Below are 15,476 nucleotides of genomic sequence, written 5' to 3' on the forward strand. Positions count from 1 at the left end.
CAGAAGCGCGCCGGACGCTTGAGCTACTTGATGGCAACGCGCCCGGCGCGCTTGCCAGACCTGAAACCGATGCCTATCAACCCCAAGGACTCTCGTTATGAACGAGGGACGACCGGGGGGCAGGTCATCAGCAAGGACGAGAACCTGACCAAGAGCCACGCGCGTTATGTGGAGGCCTGCCTAATCCGGGGCGTCGTTAGCAATCCCCGCTGGACCCTGCCCAACACTCGCACGCCCTCCGACGACGCGGGCAAGCTACCGCTCCCCGACCGCGCGGCCATGGACGAGTTCGTGGATCAGACGAAAACGCTGGTCGGAGCCCTCGGCTGGGATCTCTTCCGAGAAGTCCGCGGTCGAGCGGCTGAGCAGATCGCAGGGCGAGAACTGCCAGCGGCTGAAATCCATGAAAGCCCTCGGTTCTTCTTCCGAGGCGAGGGCTTCGCGGCAGAGATGGAGATTGGGCCCTCCGGGGATTTCGTCGTCACACCAGGTTCGAAGGCAAGGGTCCGGACGACGGGGACGATACCGAGAGGGACGGTCACGCTCCGGAACACCCTTGTCGAGAAAGGCGTCCTCCGCGAGGAAGGCGATTTTCTTGTCTTTGCAAGCGCCTACAGCTTCACGTCTGCCTCTGCCGCAGCTGCGGCCGTCATTGGTGCGAGCGCCAATGGCCGGATCCTTTGGAAGCTCCCAGACGGACGCAATTACGCCGACTGGGAAGCCTCTCAAGGCATGTCAGACCGCGCCTCCGAGTGAGGCCGCTCAAAAGGCGGTAGCAAGTTGGATTTCTGTTCCATCTCGCTAACGCCACCCACGTCGAACCGCGTAGCGGACGCTCTCAAAAAGTTATCCGCTTTCAGTTACTTGCAAGAAATTCACCATAACCGCGCAGTCATCAGGTCCAGAGAATTTCGGCCCTGAGAGACCGCTTCCGGGCCTCCTGGCGCAGGGGCCAGTGCTCAGCCCTTCCCGCATAACCCTCGAAAACAACGGAAAAATCCAGCCGCAGCCGGATCGGGAGAACGCTTTCGCGGGTGCAAGTGGCGGAGAGACAGGGATTCGAACCCTGGGTCGGCGCAAACCGACAACGGTTTTCGAGACCGCCGCATTCGACCACTCTGCCACCTCTCCGCGGTAGGGATCGTGGCGGGGATTTAGCGGGGTCTTTCGGCGCTTGCAAGCCCATTCGGCGGAAAATTCGCGACCGGGGCGTCGGGGCGGTTGGCAAGGGCAGGAGGCTGGCCTAGCCTTGCGGAAAACCCGGGGAGGCAGGTGCGTGGCGCGGTGGGTCTTGGCTGTGGTCTTGTCGCTTTTGCCCGTGGTGGCGGTCCCGGCCCGTGCCGAGACCCCGACGCAGGTTTCGGCCGATGTGATGGCGTTGAGCCGGGCGCTCATGATCCCCGAGACGATGGAAATCCTGCGCGCGGAGGGGCTTGCCAATGGCCGCGAGCTTGGCGGTGAGATGCCGCCCGGTCGTCGGGGCTCGCTGTGGGGCGAGGCGCTGGACCGGGTCTATGACCCGGCCCGCATGCTGTCGCTGTTCGATCAGGCCTTCGCCGTGGCGCTGGCCGAGGATGGCGAAACCGTTGCCGCCGCGACCGCCTTCTTTGGCACGGAGCCGGGTCGGCGGGCGCTGTTGCTGGAGCTCTCCGCCCGCCGGGCGCTGCTGGACAAGACAGTCGAGGCGGCGGCGGGGCTGGCCTATGGCCGCCTGGCCAGCGAGGACCCTGCCCGACAGGCACTGATCGACCGGTTCGTGCGGGCCAATGATCTGGTGGATTCGAATGTCATGGGGGCGATGAATGCCAATCTCGCCTTCCTGCGCGGCCTTGCAGATGCGGGCGGGGACGGCTTTGCGCCAAGCGAGGCCGACATGCTGGCGCAGGTCTGGGGCACCGAGGCCGAGACAAGGGCCGAGACCGTGGGCTGGCTCTTTCCCTTTCTCGCCATGGCCTACCAGCCGATGAGCGATGCCGACCTGACAACCTATGTCGTCTTCTCCGAAAGCCCTGCGGGGCGGCGGCTGAATGCGGCGATGTTCAAGGCCTTTGACGTGATGCTGAATGCGGTGTCGCGCGATCTGGGACGCGGCTTTGGCCGGTCCCTGCAGGGCGACGATATCTAGCGCCAGAGATGGGCGTGGCTCGCCAGGCGCCCCTGCAGCTTGGACATGAGGCGCAGGCCAGGGCCGGGGTGCGGCAGATCGCCGGCGGCCAGCCGGTCTATGGCCACTTCGGGCGGGCAGGGGCGGCGGCTGACGGGGTCGTAATAGCGCGGATAGCCGATCAGCGCGGCATGGACGAGGTGCACAAGGTCGGGCCACGGCAGGGGGTGGCCATCGGGCGCGCGGCGGCGACGCTCGGGCACGGGGCCAAGGTCGCGGGTCAGGCCCCAGCCGGCATAGAAGGGCACCCCAAGGCAGGTGACGGGTTTGGCCCTGAGCAGCGCTTCGAACCCCAGGAGCGAGGTCATGGTCCAGACCTCATCGCACGCGGCGATCAGGGCGAGCGGGTCCGCCCCGGTGGCCACGTGATCGGCAAGCCCGGTCAGTTCCGCGGCGGCGATGGCGCCGGGGCGCAGGCCCGCTTCGACATCGGGGTGCGGCTTGTAGATCAGCCGCGCGCCGGGATTGGCCGATGCCGCCGCCGTCAGAAGGCCGAGGTTGGTCTGCACGGCCCCCGCCCCAAGCCGGATCGAGGCATCATCCTCGACCTGCCCCACCACCAGCACCCGCCGCCCCGGGCCAAGATCGGGCAGCGCCGCGCCGAGCAGGTTGTATTTTGTCACCCCGGTCGCCAACAGCCGCGCCAGAAGCCGCTCGGCCCGCGCCCGGCCGCCGGGCGGCAAGGGTGACAGGATCAGCCGCTCCAGCCGGCTTTCGCGGCCGGGGTCGTAGTAGATACCCAGATCATCCGTCACCAGCGACAGGGGCGGCACCAGCTCGGCGCCAAGCCCGCGCGAGCGCAGGAAGCCGTCCTCCACCCGACGGCAAAGTCCGGGGGCGGCCAGTTCTGCGGGCTCCCTGCCGGCCCAGACCAGAAGGCCCCGTCCGGTTTTCTGTGCCCGCGCCTGTGCGGCGGCGGGGTGGTTGCTGAACACAAGGGGTTTTGTGCGGCCGAACACCTCTTGCAGCCGCCCGCGCTTCCAGAGCCGCATGCCAAACGCCACATGGCCCGCGCGATCTTCACGCCATTGCCAGGTTTCGGCCGCCAGTTGGTCGACCACCTGTTCAAATGTACAAAGGCGGTCGCGGCAGGGATCGTACCATGTCGGAGCCTCGATCATCGCGCCGGCAAACAGCTGGGCGCGCGACAGGACGCGACCGCGGCGCCCCACCGGGTTGCGGTCTTCGGTCAGGCCCCAGCCAATGTAGAAGGGTTGGCCAAAGACCTTGGGGCGGTGTCCGGCAAGGATTGCCTCGAACCCGAGTTGCGAGGACACGGTGTAGACGGCCACCGCGCCATCCAGCAAAGCCCAGGGCGAAACCGGATCGCTGCACAGGCTGATACGGTCCGACAGGGTCTCCGGTCCGAAATGCCCGGCCCTCAGGCCCAGGGCGGTTTCGGGGTGGATCTTCACGACAATGCGCGCGCCCGGATTTTCGTCCAGCGCCGCGATCAGCATCTCGGCAAAGGTCTGGGGGCCGGCCGCGGCATGGGCAATGGAGGCATCGCCGCGCGTCTGGTCCACCACCAGCACATAGCCGGGTTTCGGCAGGGGGGCATCCGCCTGATGAAGGTTGTATTTTGACAAGTCTAGCGCCTGCAACCGGGCTATTCCGTCGCGCGCGCGGGTCATGAGGTTCGAATCGTCAAAGGGGTGGCGCAGCAAGATGCGCTCCAGCGCCGAGGGGCAGCTGCTGTCGAAATGCACGCCAAGCCCGTCGATCATCAGACCCAAAGGCGCATCGCCCAGCCGGCCCGGACGCAGGGAGCGCAGGAAGGCATCCTCGACCCTGACAAGCGGCAGACCGGTGCGCGCCGCCACCGCCTCGCCGCGCGCGGCATAGGGCGAGCGACCCCAGACCACGATCCCGTCCTCGGGTCCCGGTCGGCCCAGTCGCAGATCATGGCCTGCCAGCGTCAGGATGCGCCGCAGCCGGGACTGGCGCAGGAAGCCGGCGTTGTAATAGCAAAGCCGCCGGGGGATTGCGCCCCCGGCGGCTTTGCCGGAAAGGTCCAGGCCCGCCACAGCGGGAATCAATTGCCGCTTGTGGCGGATGCCAGGGAATCTGCCGCGCCACTGGTGCCGGTGATCGCCGACAGCGTCTTGGACCACTGCACGAAGGGCGCTTCGGTGACATAGACGGTGTCGCCGTCGCGCACGAGGAAATCGCGCGCCTCGAACATGCCGGTGGGCTGGGTCAGGTCCAGCACATAGATCATGCGCTGATCGCCTATCAGGTCGTTCCGGCCCAGTACGGTATTGGCGATTTCGGCGGGTTCGTTGCGGAAGACGAAAACCCCGGTCGGATCGGCGGTCGAGGTGTTCAGCCCGCCGACAATGGCAATTGCCTCGATCGCCGAAAGGTTCTCGGTTTCGAACGGCACGCGGCTTTGGTTGCCGGTGGCGCCAAGCGCGGTAAAGGCGCGGGTGTCGCGTTCGACGGTGATGATGTCCCCGGGGCGCAGCGCGATGTCGAGCGCGGGGTTGGCGTAAAGATCCATCGCCCAGACCTGACCCGTCGTGCCGCCGCGTGTCACCCGGATGATCGCGGTCTCCGGTTCGATCGACACGCCGCCGGCCTTGGCCAGCATCGCGGTCAGCGTGCGGGTCGGGCGTTCGATCGGGAACACCCCCTGCGCACCGGCAAAGCCCGAAACGGTGACGGTGGAGCCATCGCCCGCCAGCCGCTGCACCTGCACCTGCGGGTCGGGCGTCTGGGTGTCGAGCTTTTTGGTGATGATCTGGCGCAGCCCGTCAGGCGACTGTCCTGCCGCCTTGATCTTGCCGGCGTAGGGCACGAAGATGTAGCCCTGCCCATCAACCTGAATTTCAGTAAGCGCAGAAACGCGCTGCCCGGTATTGCCGAGAAGCGGGTCATCCTTGACGTTTTCGAACACCGTGATGCCAAGCACGTCGCCGGGCGAGATGCTGTCGGACCCAACCTTGCCGGCATTGCGGAAGCTGTCGGAAAAGCCGAAGGCCGGGGTGACGGCGGTGGCGCGGGTGACGCGGCTGTTCACGCTGACGATGAAGGCATCGCCATCCTTCAGCACCGAGCCCTTGTAGATTTCGGCCTTGTTCGGCCCGGACCGGGGCAACCCGCAGGCGCCAACCGCACCAACAAGTGTGACAAGGGCCAGGGCTTTCGCCCCCCTTGATCTCAGAAATTTCACTGCTCGGGCTCCTTTATTTGGAGTTTGCCTCAAGTTTTGCCGACAACCCTACAGAAAGGTGCCAGAAATTCCAAATCGAATTCCGTCCGGCCGGCGACAATCCTACGTCACCAGTCGCAACTGTTGCCGCGGTGCCGCTTTGCCTTCGGTCAAGGCGTCATAGGGGTCTTCGGCTTGCAGCATCATGTCGACAAGCTGCCGCAGCAACTCGCGCCGGCCCCGCGCGGAATAGAAGCCGCCGGCGATCTGCGAGGTTTCCAGCAGGTAATGCCGGTAGTCGCGGTAGGCGCGGCTGTCGGGGCGGGTGGGCAGGCTGAAGAACTCGGGCAGGGGCCGCGTCGAGACGAATTCCGGCTTGCCATAGACCGCTGCGCCAAAGGTTTTCAGCGGCAGGCCGCGCCACAGCACCTGTTGGCCGGCTGTGGAATTCACCGTCACCGCGCTGCGGGCATGGTTCAGAAGCTGCGCCAGCTTGCCGCCGCGCACGAAATGCACCCGCCCCTCGACCCCGTGTTCGCGCGCCAGACGCCTGATCTCGCGTGCTACCGGCGCTCGGCCATCCTCCAGCGGATGGGCCTTGAACACGATGTGATGATGCGGCGCCGCGCCCTTGGCAAAGCCCTCCATCACCACGGACAGGAATTCTGCCATGGTCCTGAAAGGCGAATGCATCTGGAAGCTGGAGTCATGTTCCAGTTGCAAGAGCACAAGATGATAGGGAAAGCCGCCATGCTTGATGCGGAAGGTGGCCAGCATCCGCTCCCACCGGTGCAGGGGCAAAAGCGCCAGACGCTTGCAATACAGCAGGAACTCCTGCCCGACCGTCAGTTTGCGATGCGGACGGAAATTGCGGAAATCCCAAAAGCCGGCCAGCACGAACCAGTGGTAAAGCGCGCCCCAGAACATGTGCTGGCGCATGTCGCCCCAGCGGGCCGGTGCGTCGGGCAGTTCCATGTCCATCTGCGCCAGCGCCGCCTGCATTTGCGCCACCGAGGTGTCCATCAGCCGCGAATGCCCGTTCGAGCCGCCACGTTCATAGGTGATCCAGTAGGGGCGCAGGTAGCCTTCTTCAAAGACATGCACCATGATCCCGGCGGCGCGGGCGGCGCGCACCGCTTCGGCATGGATGAACCGCGTGTCGCCGTAAAGCACGACATCGGTGATGGATTTGGCCTGAAGGATGGTGCGGATCGTCGCGGGCCAGTCGTCTTGCCGGCCGCGGAAGGGGATGAAGCTGGCGCCGGGCCAGAAGGCGCGGTCGCCGCGGTTGAACCCGACGCGCCAGACGGTCGCGCCCGCGCGTTCCAGCATGGCCCCCAGCCGGTGGAAGAACGGGCCGTGCGGACCCTGCAGGAACAAAAACCGCCGATCTTGACCCGAAACCCGCATGAACCGCCCTTTTTCCCCTGCATCGCGCCGAACGGAGGTCAGCGTAAAGGGGAAATTTCCTCAAACCGTTAACCGTTACCCCCGAAGCGCGACAAATATTGGGCAAATCTGCCGTCTTGCGGGGCGGGGCAGGCGGGGCTACCCATGGGGCAAAGGAGAGACCACATGTTCACTGGCATTGTCACCGATATGGGCGAAGTTCTGGAGCTGGAGCAAAAGGGCGACCTGCGCGCCCGGATCGGCACGGCCTATGATGTGGCAGGCATCGACATCGGCGCCTCCATCGCCTGTGAAGGGGTCTGTCTGACGGTGGTGGCGCTGGGCAGCAGCCCGCGCAACTGGTTCGATGTCGAGATCAGCGCCGAAACCGTGTCGAAAACCAATCTCGCGGCCTGGAAGGTCGGCAAGCGGCTGAACCTCGAGCGTGCGCTGAAGGTGGGCGACGAACTGGGCGGCCATATCGTCTCGGGCCATGTCGATGGTGTGGCCGAGGTGGTGGCGGTGCGTCCCGAGGGCGACAGCCTGCGCGTCACCTTCCGCGCCCCGGTGGATCTGGCAAAGTTCATCGCGCCCAAGGGGTCGGTTGCGCTGAACGGTACCTCGCTGACGGTGAACGAGGTTGAAGGCCGCGATTTCGGCATCAACTTCATCCCCCATACCCAGAAGGTCACGACATGGGGCGAGGTGGCGGTGGGCCAGAAGGTCAATCTCGAAGTGGACACCATGGCCCGCTATGTCGCGCGGCTGAGGGAATGGGCGTAACCTGCACACGGAGACACGGATGACCGGCATCGGCCACAACAAGGGGCCGTCGCCAGAACGCGGGGGTGGGTGGAAAACCCACTGCTGGCGCAGGGCGCGCGCGGCCTTGCTGCCCAATCTGCCGGTCGAGGTCGTCCGCCTGCGGGTGAAACGCGCCAAGGAACTTGGCCTGCCCTACAAGACCTACGCCGGCATCCGCGCCCAGACCGGGCATGACGTGGTGGCCTTCCTGTTTTCCTCGAACGCGCTGCACAGCAGCCCGCAGGCGCCGATCATCCCCGCGCCCGAGGCGGCGCGGCTGGCGGCCTTGGCCGCGGTCAACCGGATCGGGCTGGCCGTGGCGCCGCTTTCCGCGCGCGCGCTGGGCCTGAACCCCGAGCTGGATGAAACCCACCCGGCGCCCTATGCGCTGGGCCGGTTCCCGGAAATCGCCCGCGGCCTGCGCGCGGCCATCGGCACTCTCCCCGCCGACCGCGTGGTTCTCGTCGGCATGGGCGCGCTGGAGCGCGACTGGTGTGCGGCCGGGCGTCTGGCGGCCTTCGTTCCGGCGGACCATTACTTTTCCGCATGAAACCCCAAGCGGCTCTCTCTGGCCTTCCGGGTCCGAGCGCGCTATGGCTTCGGATCAATGCTGCCCTCGCCCAAGCTGCCGGAGCCCTGCCATGACCAAGACCGATTACTCGGACGCGATTTCCTCGATCGAGGATATCATCGAAGATGCCCGCAACGGCCGCATGTTCATTCTCGTCGACCATGAGGACCGCGAGAACGAAGGCGATCTGGTGATCCCGGCGCAGATGTGTACGCCGCAGGCCATAAACTTCATGGCGACCCATGGCCGGGGGCTGATCTGCCTTGCCATGCCGGCCAACCGGATCGAGGCTTTGGGCCTGCCCCTGATGAGCCCCAAGAACTCCAGCCGCCATGAAACCGCCTTCACCCTGTCGATCGAGGCGCGCGAAGGCGTGACCACCGGGATTTCGGCGGCCGACCGGGCGCGCACCGTTTCGGTCGCGATCGACCCGACCAAGGGCGCGGCCGACATCGCGACGCCGGGCCACATCTTCCCGCTGCGCGCCCGCGATGGCGGCGTGCTGGTGCGCGCCGGCCATACCGAGGCGGCGGTGGATGTCAGCCGTCTGGCGGGGCTGAACGCCTCGGGTGTGATCTGCGAGATCATGAACGACGACGGCACCATGGCCCGGCTGCCTGACCTCATCACCTTTGCGCAGCGCCACAACCTGAAGATCGGCACCATCTCGGACCTGATCGCCTATCGCCGCCGCCACGACAACCTGGTGCGGGAAAAGGCGGTCAAGCGGGTGCATTCGGTGCATGGCGGCGACTGGCTGATGCGGGTCTTTGCCGATGAGACCCAGGGCGCGGAACATATCGTGCTGACCAAGGGCGATCTTTCGGGCGACGGGCCGATTCTGGCCCGCGTGCATCAGCTGAATCCGATGGAGGACGTGCTGGGCATCGGCGACGCGCATGTCGGCGATTTGCAGGGCGCGATGCGGGTCATCGCCGCCGAGGGGCGCGGTGCCGTCGTGCTGCTGCGCGACACCTCGATGAAGATGGTGTCCGACGGCGAGGCCAGCCCGCAGACCCTGCGGCAATACGGGCTTGGCGCGCAGATCCTGTCGGCGCTTGGCCTGCACAACATCACGCTGGTGACGAACTCCGCTGCGCCCAAGGTGGTGGGGCTTGAGGCCTATGGCCTGACCATCGCCGGCACCCGCAAGATCGAGGGCTGACCCATGGCTGCGTCCGAGCAACATTATACCCTGCCGCTGCCGGGCTTTTCCAAGCCGGTGCGGCTGCTGATCGTCGTGGCGCCCTATTACAAGGACATCACCGACCAGCTGGTGGCCGGGGCCCGCGGCGTGGCCGCCGCCTGCGGCGCCGAGGCAGACCTTGTGGAGGTTCCCGGCGCGCTGGAGGTTCCGACCGCCATCGGCCTTGCCGAGCGCATGGCGAAATATGACGGCTATGTCGCCCTTGGCTGCGTCATCCGCGGCGAGACCACGCATTACGAGACAGTCTGCAACGACTCGTCGCGCGCGATCACGCTGCTGGGCCTGCAAGGCGCCTGCATCGGCAATGGCATCCTGACGGTCGAAAACCGCGGCCAGGCGCTGGCACGGGCCGAGGTGGCGGGGCAGAACAAGGGGGGCGGTGCTGCCGCTGCCGCCTTGCATCTGGTCGCGCTTGCCCGTAGCTGGGCCGCCGGTGACACCAAGGGAATCGGTTTCCGCGCATGACGGGCAAGAATGAGTCAGGTCGGCCTGACAAGAAGCAGATGAGATCGGCAGCCCGGCTTTATGCCGTGCAGGCGCTTTTCCAGATGGAAAGCTCGGGCCAGACTGTGCAGACCATCTGCCGCGAGTTCGAGACCCATCGCTTCGGCGCCACCTATGACGAGGGTGAATTCGTCGAGGGCGACGCCGACCACTTCCGCGCCGTGGTGGAAAAGGCCGTCAACTGGCAGGGCAAGATCGACCAGATGACCGACCGCGCGCTGGTGGCGGCCTGGCCGATCGACCGCATCGACCCGGTAATCCGGGCGCTCTTTCGCGCCGCCGGGGCGGAACTGGTGGACATGGTGACACCGCCGAAAGTGGCGATCACCGAATATGTCGATGTCGCCAAGGCTTTCTTCCCCGATGGCAAGGAATCCAAGTTCGTCAACGCCGTCCTTGACCACATGGCGCGCGAGGCGCGGCCGGAGGCTTTCTGACCGTCCGGCGTTCTGGAGCGCGCAGAGGAATTTTCCCCGTCCCGCCAAGGATCAGGGGAGGGCAGGCGTTACACCGGAAAAGGAGTTTTCCGATGCACCAGACCACCCTCGCCGCCGCGCTTGCACTTGTCGCCATGCCTTGCCTTGCTCCGCCCGCTGCCCGGGCCGATGAAACCGGGCTGGCCCCCGAGCTTTCGGCGCTGGACTGGCAGGTGACCGAAGTTGACGGCGTCGCTCCGGGCTGGACTGCCACGCTCGATCTGGTTGAACCGGGCAAGGTGTCGGGCCAGGCCCCCTGCAACCGCTATTCCGGATCGCTGGTCTGGACAGGCAACAGCTTCACCGTGGGCAATCTCGCCGCAACGAAAATGGCCTGCCTGCACATGCAGGGCGAGGCCGAGTTCCTTGCGCTGCTGCAGGGCATCGAAACGGCCGAGCAGCTGCCGGGCCTGCTGATTCTGACCGGCGGCGGTCATGAGATGCGCCTTGTTCAGCCGATCGACTGACCTGCGGCATCTTGGGCCTTTCGCCGGCGCGGCAGAGTGCTAGCATCCTCTCCGTCCAGGGGGGCCGCCATGCCGAAACTCATCGCGCTTTACATCCGTTCCGTCGCCATCGGCTTTGGCCTGTCGGCGGTGTTTCTGGCGCTGATGCTGTGGCAGGACGTGGCGGGCCTGCGCCATCTGATCTTCGGGTCGGACATGGGCCTTGTCGCGGCCGCCATGGTGTTCATGTTTCAGGGCATCATCTTTGCCGGCGTCCAGTTCGGCATTGCCGTGATGATGCTGGCCGACCCCGACGCGCCGCCGACGGGCGGCCTGCGCGATCGGCTGATGCCAGACCTTGGCAGTCCGATCCCCGTCCCGGTCAAGGTCGTGCAAAAGCGCTAGGGTGGCGGGCCCGCAGCGGCCGTGAGGTCTGGGTTTTTCCCGAGAGCCAGAGGTCTCAGGTGGGCGCCAGGTAGCAGGACCAGGATCCTGCCAGAGCCAGCCCCCGTTCGCTTGCTTATCGGCCACTGGAAAAGTTGACCCACACGCGAAGAGCAGCACCCGCCACCTTGCAAGATAGGGCCACGAGCGCGGCGGCGCAAGGCTTGCGCGGGGAAGCGGTGCGGCAAGGGGCGATGGCGGCGCGGGGTGCGTCCGGGGGCGCTGCGACAGCGGCGCGGTAGCCGCGCCGGTCCGGCCTCAGCCGGCAAGGAACGCCCGCGCGTCCTCGATACTGTCGCAGACCTTGGCCTGCACCCGGTCGCCAAACCTTGTCAGCGTGTTCTGCTCCCAGTCGGCTACCCAGCCAGCATCCTGACCCGAGTTCGGCAGCGGCGGGATAAGCACGAACTTCCGCAAGGGAGAATCGAGAATAGCGGCGCGGAATTCCTCGCCGCTGACCCAGCGATAGTCCCGCTCGGAAAGCGCGCGCGGCGAGGTGGAGACATCCGCGACCCAATGGGCGACATCGTGGGCGCGCACCCAGTCAAGGGCGGCCAGAACGGCGTCTTTCACGCGCGTGCCTTCGCCATACTCGCTGAACCACTTCAGATAGACGGCGGCGAGGTCCGGCCGATAGCTCACCTCCACCAGACCTGCCGCGTGGTGAAGGATGCGCTTGCCCATGATGTCCTCCGAAACCCGTCGCAGGAAGGGTGGGCAAAAGGTAGCGCGCCCGACCTTCGGCGGCAACCGACCGGTGTCGTCTTGCGAAGTGTTCCCGTTTGGTTCATGCTGGCGCGATGGACACGCCGGCCCAGCCCCTTGATGATCTGTCGCGCCTGCTTCCCGGTCAGCGCCTGCAGCGCGGCGTGTCCCGGGCGCTGCGGCAGTTCGACTTTGTCTGTGTCGAGGAACTTGTGCCCACGCCCGGCCTGCGCGTCGATGTCATGGCGCTCGGGCCAAGGGGCGAGGTCTGGATCGTCGAATGCAAATCCAGCCGGGCCGATTTCCGGGCCGACCAGAAATGGCAGGGTTATCTGGACTGGTGCGACCGCTTCTTCTGGGCGGTGGGCGGCGAGTTCCCGGTGGAGCTGTTGCCCGAAGGCCAGGGGTTGATACTGGCCGACGCCTATGACGCCGAGATCCTCCGCATGGGGGCCGAAACCCCGCTGGCGCCGGCGCGGCGCAAGGCCCTGGTGCAGAAGTTCGCCCGCCATGCCGCCAGTCGGTTGCAGGCCTTCCGCGATCCGGGTGTGGCCGGGCTGATCGTGTAACTCTCCGTCGGGATGTCCTCCGACGGGAAGCGCGACCCGCGCCCGAGGAGCGGCCGCTCAGCGCTTTTTCGGTTTCGGCTGGTCGCCCATCTCGCGCGCCACCTGCGCGGCGGCGCGCAATTCCTCGGCGATTTCCTCGGCCTCGTCGGGATCGAAGTCCAGCGGCAGTTCGATGCCCCCTGCCGCCGCCACATAGATCCGCACCATGCCCTGATCGGTCGGCCCGATCTGGATGTCGGCGGCGATGTCGCTTTGCTTGTCGATGCCCATGGGATGCTCCGCTGTTCTTGTGCCGGACTAGCGCGTTTGAACCCTGTCACGCAAGCGCCTTCGGCCCTTTCGGCCAGCGCCAGACGCTGGCCGGGCGGCGGTACGGCGGTTCTGGTGCGGCCCGCCCGATTCCCCTCTTGCACTCGGGCGGACGGAGAGCTAAATGCCCCTCAAGTGCCGACTTAGCTCAGTTGGTTAGAGCACTAGATTGTGGATCTAGGGGTCCCCCGTTCGAGCCGGGGAGTCGGTACCATCCCAAAAGGCGCTGCGTCACCGCGGCGCCTTTTCGGTTTTCCGGGTCTGTCGCGGCACCTCGCCACGCCGCCGTCCGGGCTCTTGCATTCCGCGGCTGCCCGCCTATGGTCGCGCCTCCCGCACGGAGCCAGCCCATGACCCAGACTGCAAGAATCCCCGCTGTGATCGCCGCCGAGATCGGCGCCCAGCCCGCACAGGTCACGGCCGCCATCGCCCTTCTGGACGAAGGCGCCACCGTTCCCTTCATCGCGCGCTATCGCAAGGAGGTGACGGGCGGGCTGGACGATACCCAGTTGCGCACGCTGGCAGAGCGCCTGACCTACCTGCGCGAGATGGAGGCGCGGCGGGCCGCCATCGTGGCCTCGATCACCGAGCAGGGCAAGATGACCGACGCCTTGGCGGTTGCGCTGGTCAAGGCGGCGACCAAGGCCGAGCTGGAAGACATCTACCTGCCCTACAAGCCCAAGCGCCGCACCCGGGCGATGATTGCCCGCGAGAACGGGCTTCAGCCGCTTTACGACGCGATTCTGGCCGAGCGCATGGCTGACCCGGCGGCGCTGGCGGCGGGCTACCTCACCGAAGCCGTGCCGGATGCCAAATCCGCGCTGGAAGGTGCGCGCGACATTCTGGCCGAGGGGCTTTCGGAAAGCGCCGATCTGTTGGGCCGGCTGCGCGGCCACATGAAACAGGTGGGCCGGCTGCAAGCCAAAGGTGTCGAGGGCAAGGAGGCGGAAGGCGCCAAGTTCTCCGACTATTTCGCCCATGACGAACCCTGGTCCTCGGCACCGAGCCACCGGGTTCTGGCCATGCTGCGCGGTCAGAACGAAGGCTTCCTGACCCTCGATCTCGCCATCGACCCGGACGCCCCGCGCGGGGAAAGCCCGGCGGAGCGCGCGGCGGCGGCGCATCTGAACGCCATGGGCAAAGGCCCCGGCGACCAGTGGCTGCGCGAGGCAGCCGCCTGGGCCTGGCGGGTGAAGCTGAAAACCTCGCTGACGCTGGACCTGATGTCCGACCTGCGCGAGCGCGCCGAGGCCGAGGCGATCAACGTCTTTGCCCGCAACCTGAAAGACCTGCTCCTGGCCGCGCCTGCGGGCGGCAAGGCGACGATGGGCCTTGATCCGGGCATCCGCACCGGGGTCAAGGTCGCGGTGGTCGATGCGACCGGCAAGGTGCTGGCCACCGACACCGTCTATCCTTTCCAGCCCAAGAACGACCTGCGCGGCGCGCAGGTGGCCCTGGCACAACTCATCGGCAAGCATGGTATCCGGCTGATTGCCATCGGCAACGGCACCGCCTCGCGCGAGACGGAAAAGCTGGTGGCGGACCTTCTGGCGCATTTCCCGGGGCAGGAAAAACCGGTCAAGGTGATCGTCTCCGAAGCCGGGGCCTCGGTCTATTCGGCCAGCGAACTTGCGGCCAAGGAATTCCCGCAGCTTGACGTCTCGCTGCGCGGGGCGGTGTCCATCGCGCGGCGCCTGCAAGACCCGCTGGCCGAACTGGTCAAGATCGAGCCCAAGGCCATTGGCGTCGGCCAGTATCAGCATGACGTCGACCAGCACCGCCTTGCCCGCAGCCTTGATGCCGTGGTCGAAGATGCGGTGAACGCAGTCGGGGTCGATCTCAACACCGCCTCCGCCCCGCTTCTGGCCCGGGTGTCCGGCGTTGGTCCGACGCTGGCCGAAAGCATCGTCGCGCACCGCGATGAAAACGGCCCCTTCGCCACGCGCCGCGACCTCTTGAAAGTCGCCCGGCTTGGGCCGAAGGCCTTTGAACAGGCGGCGGGTTTCCTGCGCATCACCGGCGGGAAGGAGCCCTTGGATGCCTCCTCGGTCCACCCCGAGGCCTATGAGGTCGCCCGCAAGATCGTCGCCGCCTGTGGCCGCGACATCCGCAGCCTGATGGGCGATGGCGCGGCGCTGAAAAAGCTGAACCCGGCCGCCTTTGTCGACGAGAAATTCGGCCTGCCCACGGTGCGCGACATTCTGGCCGAACTGGAAAAGCCCGGCCGCGACCCGCGCCCCAGCTTCAAGACCGCGACCTTTGCCGACGGGATCGAGGACATCAAGGACCTGCGCCCCGGCATGATGCTGGAAGGCACGGTGACGAACGTCGCCGCCTTCGGTGCGTTTGTCGACATCGGCGTGCATCAGGACGGCCTCGTGCATGTCAGCCAGCTCTCCGACAGCTTCGTCAAGGACCCGCACGAAGTGGTGAAGGCCGGCGATGTGGTGAAGGTGCGGGTGGTCGAGGTCGACGTGGCCCGCAAGCGCATCGGCCTGTCGATGAAGCGCGACACCGGCGAGGCGCGGGAAAATGCCCGCGAGCGGCAGGTGCAGGGCGGCAAGCCGCAACCGCACAAGGGCAAACCGCTGCCGACCAGCGCCGGACCGTCTGGCGCGGGCGGCAATGCCTTTGCCGACGCGCTGAAAGGCAAGTTCGGGCGGTGACGCAAAAGGGGGGCTTCGCGCCCCCCTCGGTTCATTCGGACCTCACCCCCTGCGGCGTATTTCGAAAG

General features: G+C 66.5%; 16 protein-coding genes and 2 tRNA genes. 12 read left to right on the forward strand and 6 right to left on the reverse strand.

Going from position 1 to position 15,476, the window contains the following annotated elements:
* The first annotated feature begins 450 nt into the window (after positions 1–450).
* On the forward strand, positions 451–756 hold the full coding sequence (locus G4Z14_RS18885; RefSeq protein ID WP_227751657.1) for a DUF4357 domain-containing protein: 306 nt from the start codon (positions 451–453) through the stop codon (positions 754–756).
* A 285-nt stretch (positions 757–1,041) separates the two neighbouring features.
* Here G4Z14_RS18885 and G4Z14_RS09760 read toward each other — a convergent pair.
* Positions 1,042–1,131: transfer RNA gene (locus G4Z14_RS09760), tRNA-Ser, on the reverse strand.
* 145 nt (positions 1,132–1,276) lie between these two features.
* On the opposite strand from G4Z14_RS09760, the gene G4Z14_RS09765 reads away from it, so the two are divergent.
* Positions 1,277–2,125: a hypothetical protein gene (locus G4Z14_RS09765; RefSeq protein ID WP_164625188.1), complete on the forward strand. Its 849-nt coding sequence runs from the start codon at positions 1,277–1,279 to the stop codon at positions 2,123–2,125.
* On the opposite strand, the gene G4Z14_RS09770 is transcribed toward G4Z14_RS09765, so the two are convergent.
* The 3 genes from G4Z14_RS09770 to G4Z14_RS09780 form a co-directional block, all read right to left on the reverse strand.
* Positions 2,122–4,191 (reverse strand): capsular polysaccharide biosynthesis protein, encoded by a 2,070-nt coding sequence (locus G4Z14_RS09770; RefSeq protein ID WP_321573021.1) that lies wholly within the window; start codon positions 4,189–4,191, stop codon positions 2,122–2,124. The two genes, G4Z14_RS09765 and G4Z14_RS09770, sit on opposite strands and share 4 nt — an antisense overlap.
* A gap of 8 nt (positions 4,192–4,199) precedes the next feature.
* Entirely contained in the window at positions 4,200–5,339 is a 1,140-nt protein-coding gene (locus G4Z14_RS09775; protein ID WP_164625190.1) for a polysaccharide biosynthesis/export family protein, read from the reverse strand.
* Positions 5,340–5,441: 102 nt separating this feature from the next.
* Complete coding sequence (locus G4Z14_RS09780; protein ID WP_164625192.1) at positions 5,442–6,728, reverse strand: capsule biosynthesis protein; 1,287 nt, start codon at positions 6,726–6,728, stop codon at positions 5,442–5,444.
* Positions 6,729–6,893: 165 nt separating this feature from the next.
* On the opposite strand from G4Z14_RS09780, the gene G4Z14_RS09785 reads away from it, so the two are divergent.
* The 7 genes from G4Z14_RS09785 to G4Z14_RS09815 all read left to right on the forward strand — a co-directional run bounded on the left by G4Z14_RS09785 (position 6,894) and on the right by G4Z14_RS09815 (position 11,120).
* A complete protein-coding gene (locus G4Z14_RS09785) occupies positions 6,894–7,490 on the forward strand; it encodes a riboflavin synthase (protein WP_164625193.1) in 597 nt (198 codons plus the stop codon).
* A gap of 106 nt (positions 7,491–7,596) precedes the next feature.
* Positions 7,597–8,061, forward strand: a complete 465-nt coding sequence (locus tag G4Z14_RS09790) for a hypothetical protein (protein ID WP_227751642.1) — start codon at positions 7,597–7,599, stop codon at positions 8,059–8,061.
* A 91-nt stretch (positions 8,062–8,152) separates the two neighbouring features.
* On the forward strand, positions 8,153–9,247 hold the full coding sequence (gene ribB / locus G4Z14_RS09795; RefSeq protein ID WP_164625197.1) for a 3,4-dihydroxy-2-butanone-4-phosphate synthase: 1,095 nt from the start codon (positions 8,153–8,155) through the stop codon (positions 9,245–9,247).
* A 3-nt stretch (positions 9,248–9,250) separates the two neighbouring features.
* A complete protein-coding gene (locus G4Z14_RS09800; protein WP_164625199.1) occupies positions 9,251–9,754 on the forward strand; it encodes a 6,7-dimethyl-8-ribityllumazine synthase in 504 nt (167 codons plus the stop codon).
* A gap of 38 nt (positions 9,755–9,792) precedes the next feature.
* Positions 9,793–10,230 (forward strand): transcription antitermination factor NusB, encoded by a 438-nt coding sequence (gene nusB / locus G4Z14_RS09805; protein WP_164625201.1) that lies wholly within the window; start codon positions 9,793–9,795, stop codon positions 10,228–10,230.
* A gap of 92 nt (positions 10,231–10,322) precedes the next feature.
* Positions 10,323–10,736, forward strand: coding sequence for an META domain-containing protein (locus G4Z14_RS09810; protein WP_164625203.1), 414 nt, complete (start codon positions 10,323–10,325; stop codon positions 10,734–10,736).
* A 69-nt stretch (positions 10,737–10,805) separates the two neighbouring features.
* On the forward strand, positions 10,806–11,120 hold the full coding sequence (locus G4Z14_RS09815) for a hypothetical protein (protein ID WP_164625205.1): 315 nt from the start codon (positions 10,806–10,808) through the stop codon (positions 11,118–11,120).
* 297 nt (positions 11,121–11,417) lie between these two features.
* Here G4Z14_RS09815 and G4Z14_RS09820 read toward each other — a convergent pair whose 3' ends face one another.
* Positions 11,418–11,843, reverse strand: a complete 426-nt coding sequence (locus G4Z14_RS09820) for a hypothetical protein (protein WP_164625207.1) — start codon at positions 11,841–11,843, stop codon at positions 11,418–11,420.
* A gap of 116 nt (positions 11,844–11,959) precedes the next feature.
* Here G4Z14_RS09820 and G4Z14_RS09825 point away from each other — a divergent pair, with 116 nt between their 5' ends.
* The gene (locus tag G4Z14_RS09825; protein ID WP_164625209.1) at positions 11,960–12,433 is read left to right on the forward strand and encodes an MmcB family DNA repair protein; all 474 of its coding nucleotides are present in this window, start codon (positions 11,960–11,962) and stop codon (positions 12,431–12,433) included.
* Between the two features lie 57 nt (positions 12,434–12,490).
* Here the strand turns inward: G4Z14_RS09825 and G4Z14_RS09830 are convergent, their stop codons facing one another.
* Positions 12,491–12,703: a DUF6324 family protein gene (locus tag G4Z14_RS09830; protein WP_164625211.1), complete on the reverse strand. Its 213-nt coding sequence runs from the start codon at positions 12,701–12,703 to the stop codon at positions 12,491–12,493.
* Positions 12,704–12,879: 176 nt separating this feature from the next.
* Here G4Z14_RS09830 and G4Z14_RS09835 point away from each other — a divergent pair.
* Both G4Z14_RS09835 and G4Z14_RS09840 read left to right on the forward strand, forming a co-directional pair.
* Positions 12,880–12,956, forward strand: a tRNA-His gene (locus G4Z14_RS09835).
* A gap of 136 nt (positions 12,957–13,092) precedes the next feature.
* Positions 13,093–15,408, forward strand: a complete 2,316-nt coding sequence (locus tag G4Z14_RS09840) for a Tex family protein (protein ID WP_164625212.1) — start codon at positions 13,093–13,095, stop codon at positions 15,406–15,408.
* Positions 15,409–15,476 lie beyond the last annotated feature (68 nt).

The organism is Tabrizicola oligotrophica (genome assembly GCF_011008935.1).
GTDB lineage: Bacteria > Pseudomonadota > Alphaproteobacteria > Rhodobacterales > Rhodobacteraceae > Tabrizicola_A > Tabrizicola_A oligotrophica.

Bases quoted from the DNA above. Each gene is read 5' to 3' on its own strand.
- G4Z14_RS18885 (WP_227751657.1), top strand. From the start codon at position 451: ATGGAGATTGGGCCCTCCGGGGATTTCGTCGTCACACCAGGTTCGAAG.
- G4Z14_RS09780 (WP_164625192.1), bottom strand. From the start codon at position 6,728: ATGCGGGTTTCGGGTCAAGATCGGCGGTTTTTGTTCCTGCAGGGTCCG.
- G4Z14_RS09785 (WP_164625193.1), top strand. From the start codon at position 6,894: ATGTTCACTGGCATTGTCACCGATATGGGCGAAGTTCTGGAGCTGGAG.
- ribB (WP_164625197.1), top strand. From the start codon at position 8,153: ATGACCAAGACCGATTACTCGGACGCGATTTCCTCGATCGAGGATATC.
- G4Z14_RS09800 (WP_164625199.1), top strand. From the start codon at position 9,251: ATGGCTGCGTCCGAGCAACATTATACCCTGCCGCTGCCGGGCTTTTCC.
- nusB (WP_164625201.1), top strand. From the start codon at position 9,793: ATGAGATCGGCAGCCCGGCTTTATGCCGTGCAGGCGCTTTTCCAGATG.
- G4Z14_RS09810 (WP_164625203.1), top strand. From the start codon at position 10,323: ATGCACCAGACCACCCTCGCCGCCGCGCTTGCACTTGTCGCCATGCCT.
- G4Z14_RS09815 (WP_164625205.1), top strand. From the start codon at position 10,806: ATGCCGAAACTCATCGCGCTTTACATCCGTTCCGTCGCCATCGGCTTT.
- G4Z14_RS09820 (WP_164625207.1), bottom strand. From the start codon at position 11,843: ATGGGCAAGCGCATCCTTCACCACGCGGCAGGTCTGGTGGAGGTGAGC.
- G4Z14_RS09825 (WP_164625209.1), top strand. From the start codon at position 11,960: ATGGACACGCCGGCCCAGCCCCTTGATGATCTGTCGCGCCTGCTTCCC.
- G4Z14_RS09830 (WP_164625211.1), bottom strand. From the start codon at position 12,703: ATGGGCATCGACAAGCAAAGCGACATCGCCGCCGACATCCAGATCGGG.
- G4Z14_RS09840 (WP_164625212.1), top strand. From the start codon at position 13,093: ATGACCCAGACTGCAAGAATCCCCGCTGTGATCGCCGCCGAGATCGGC.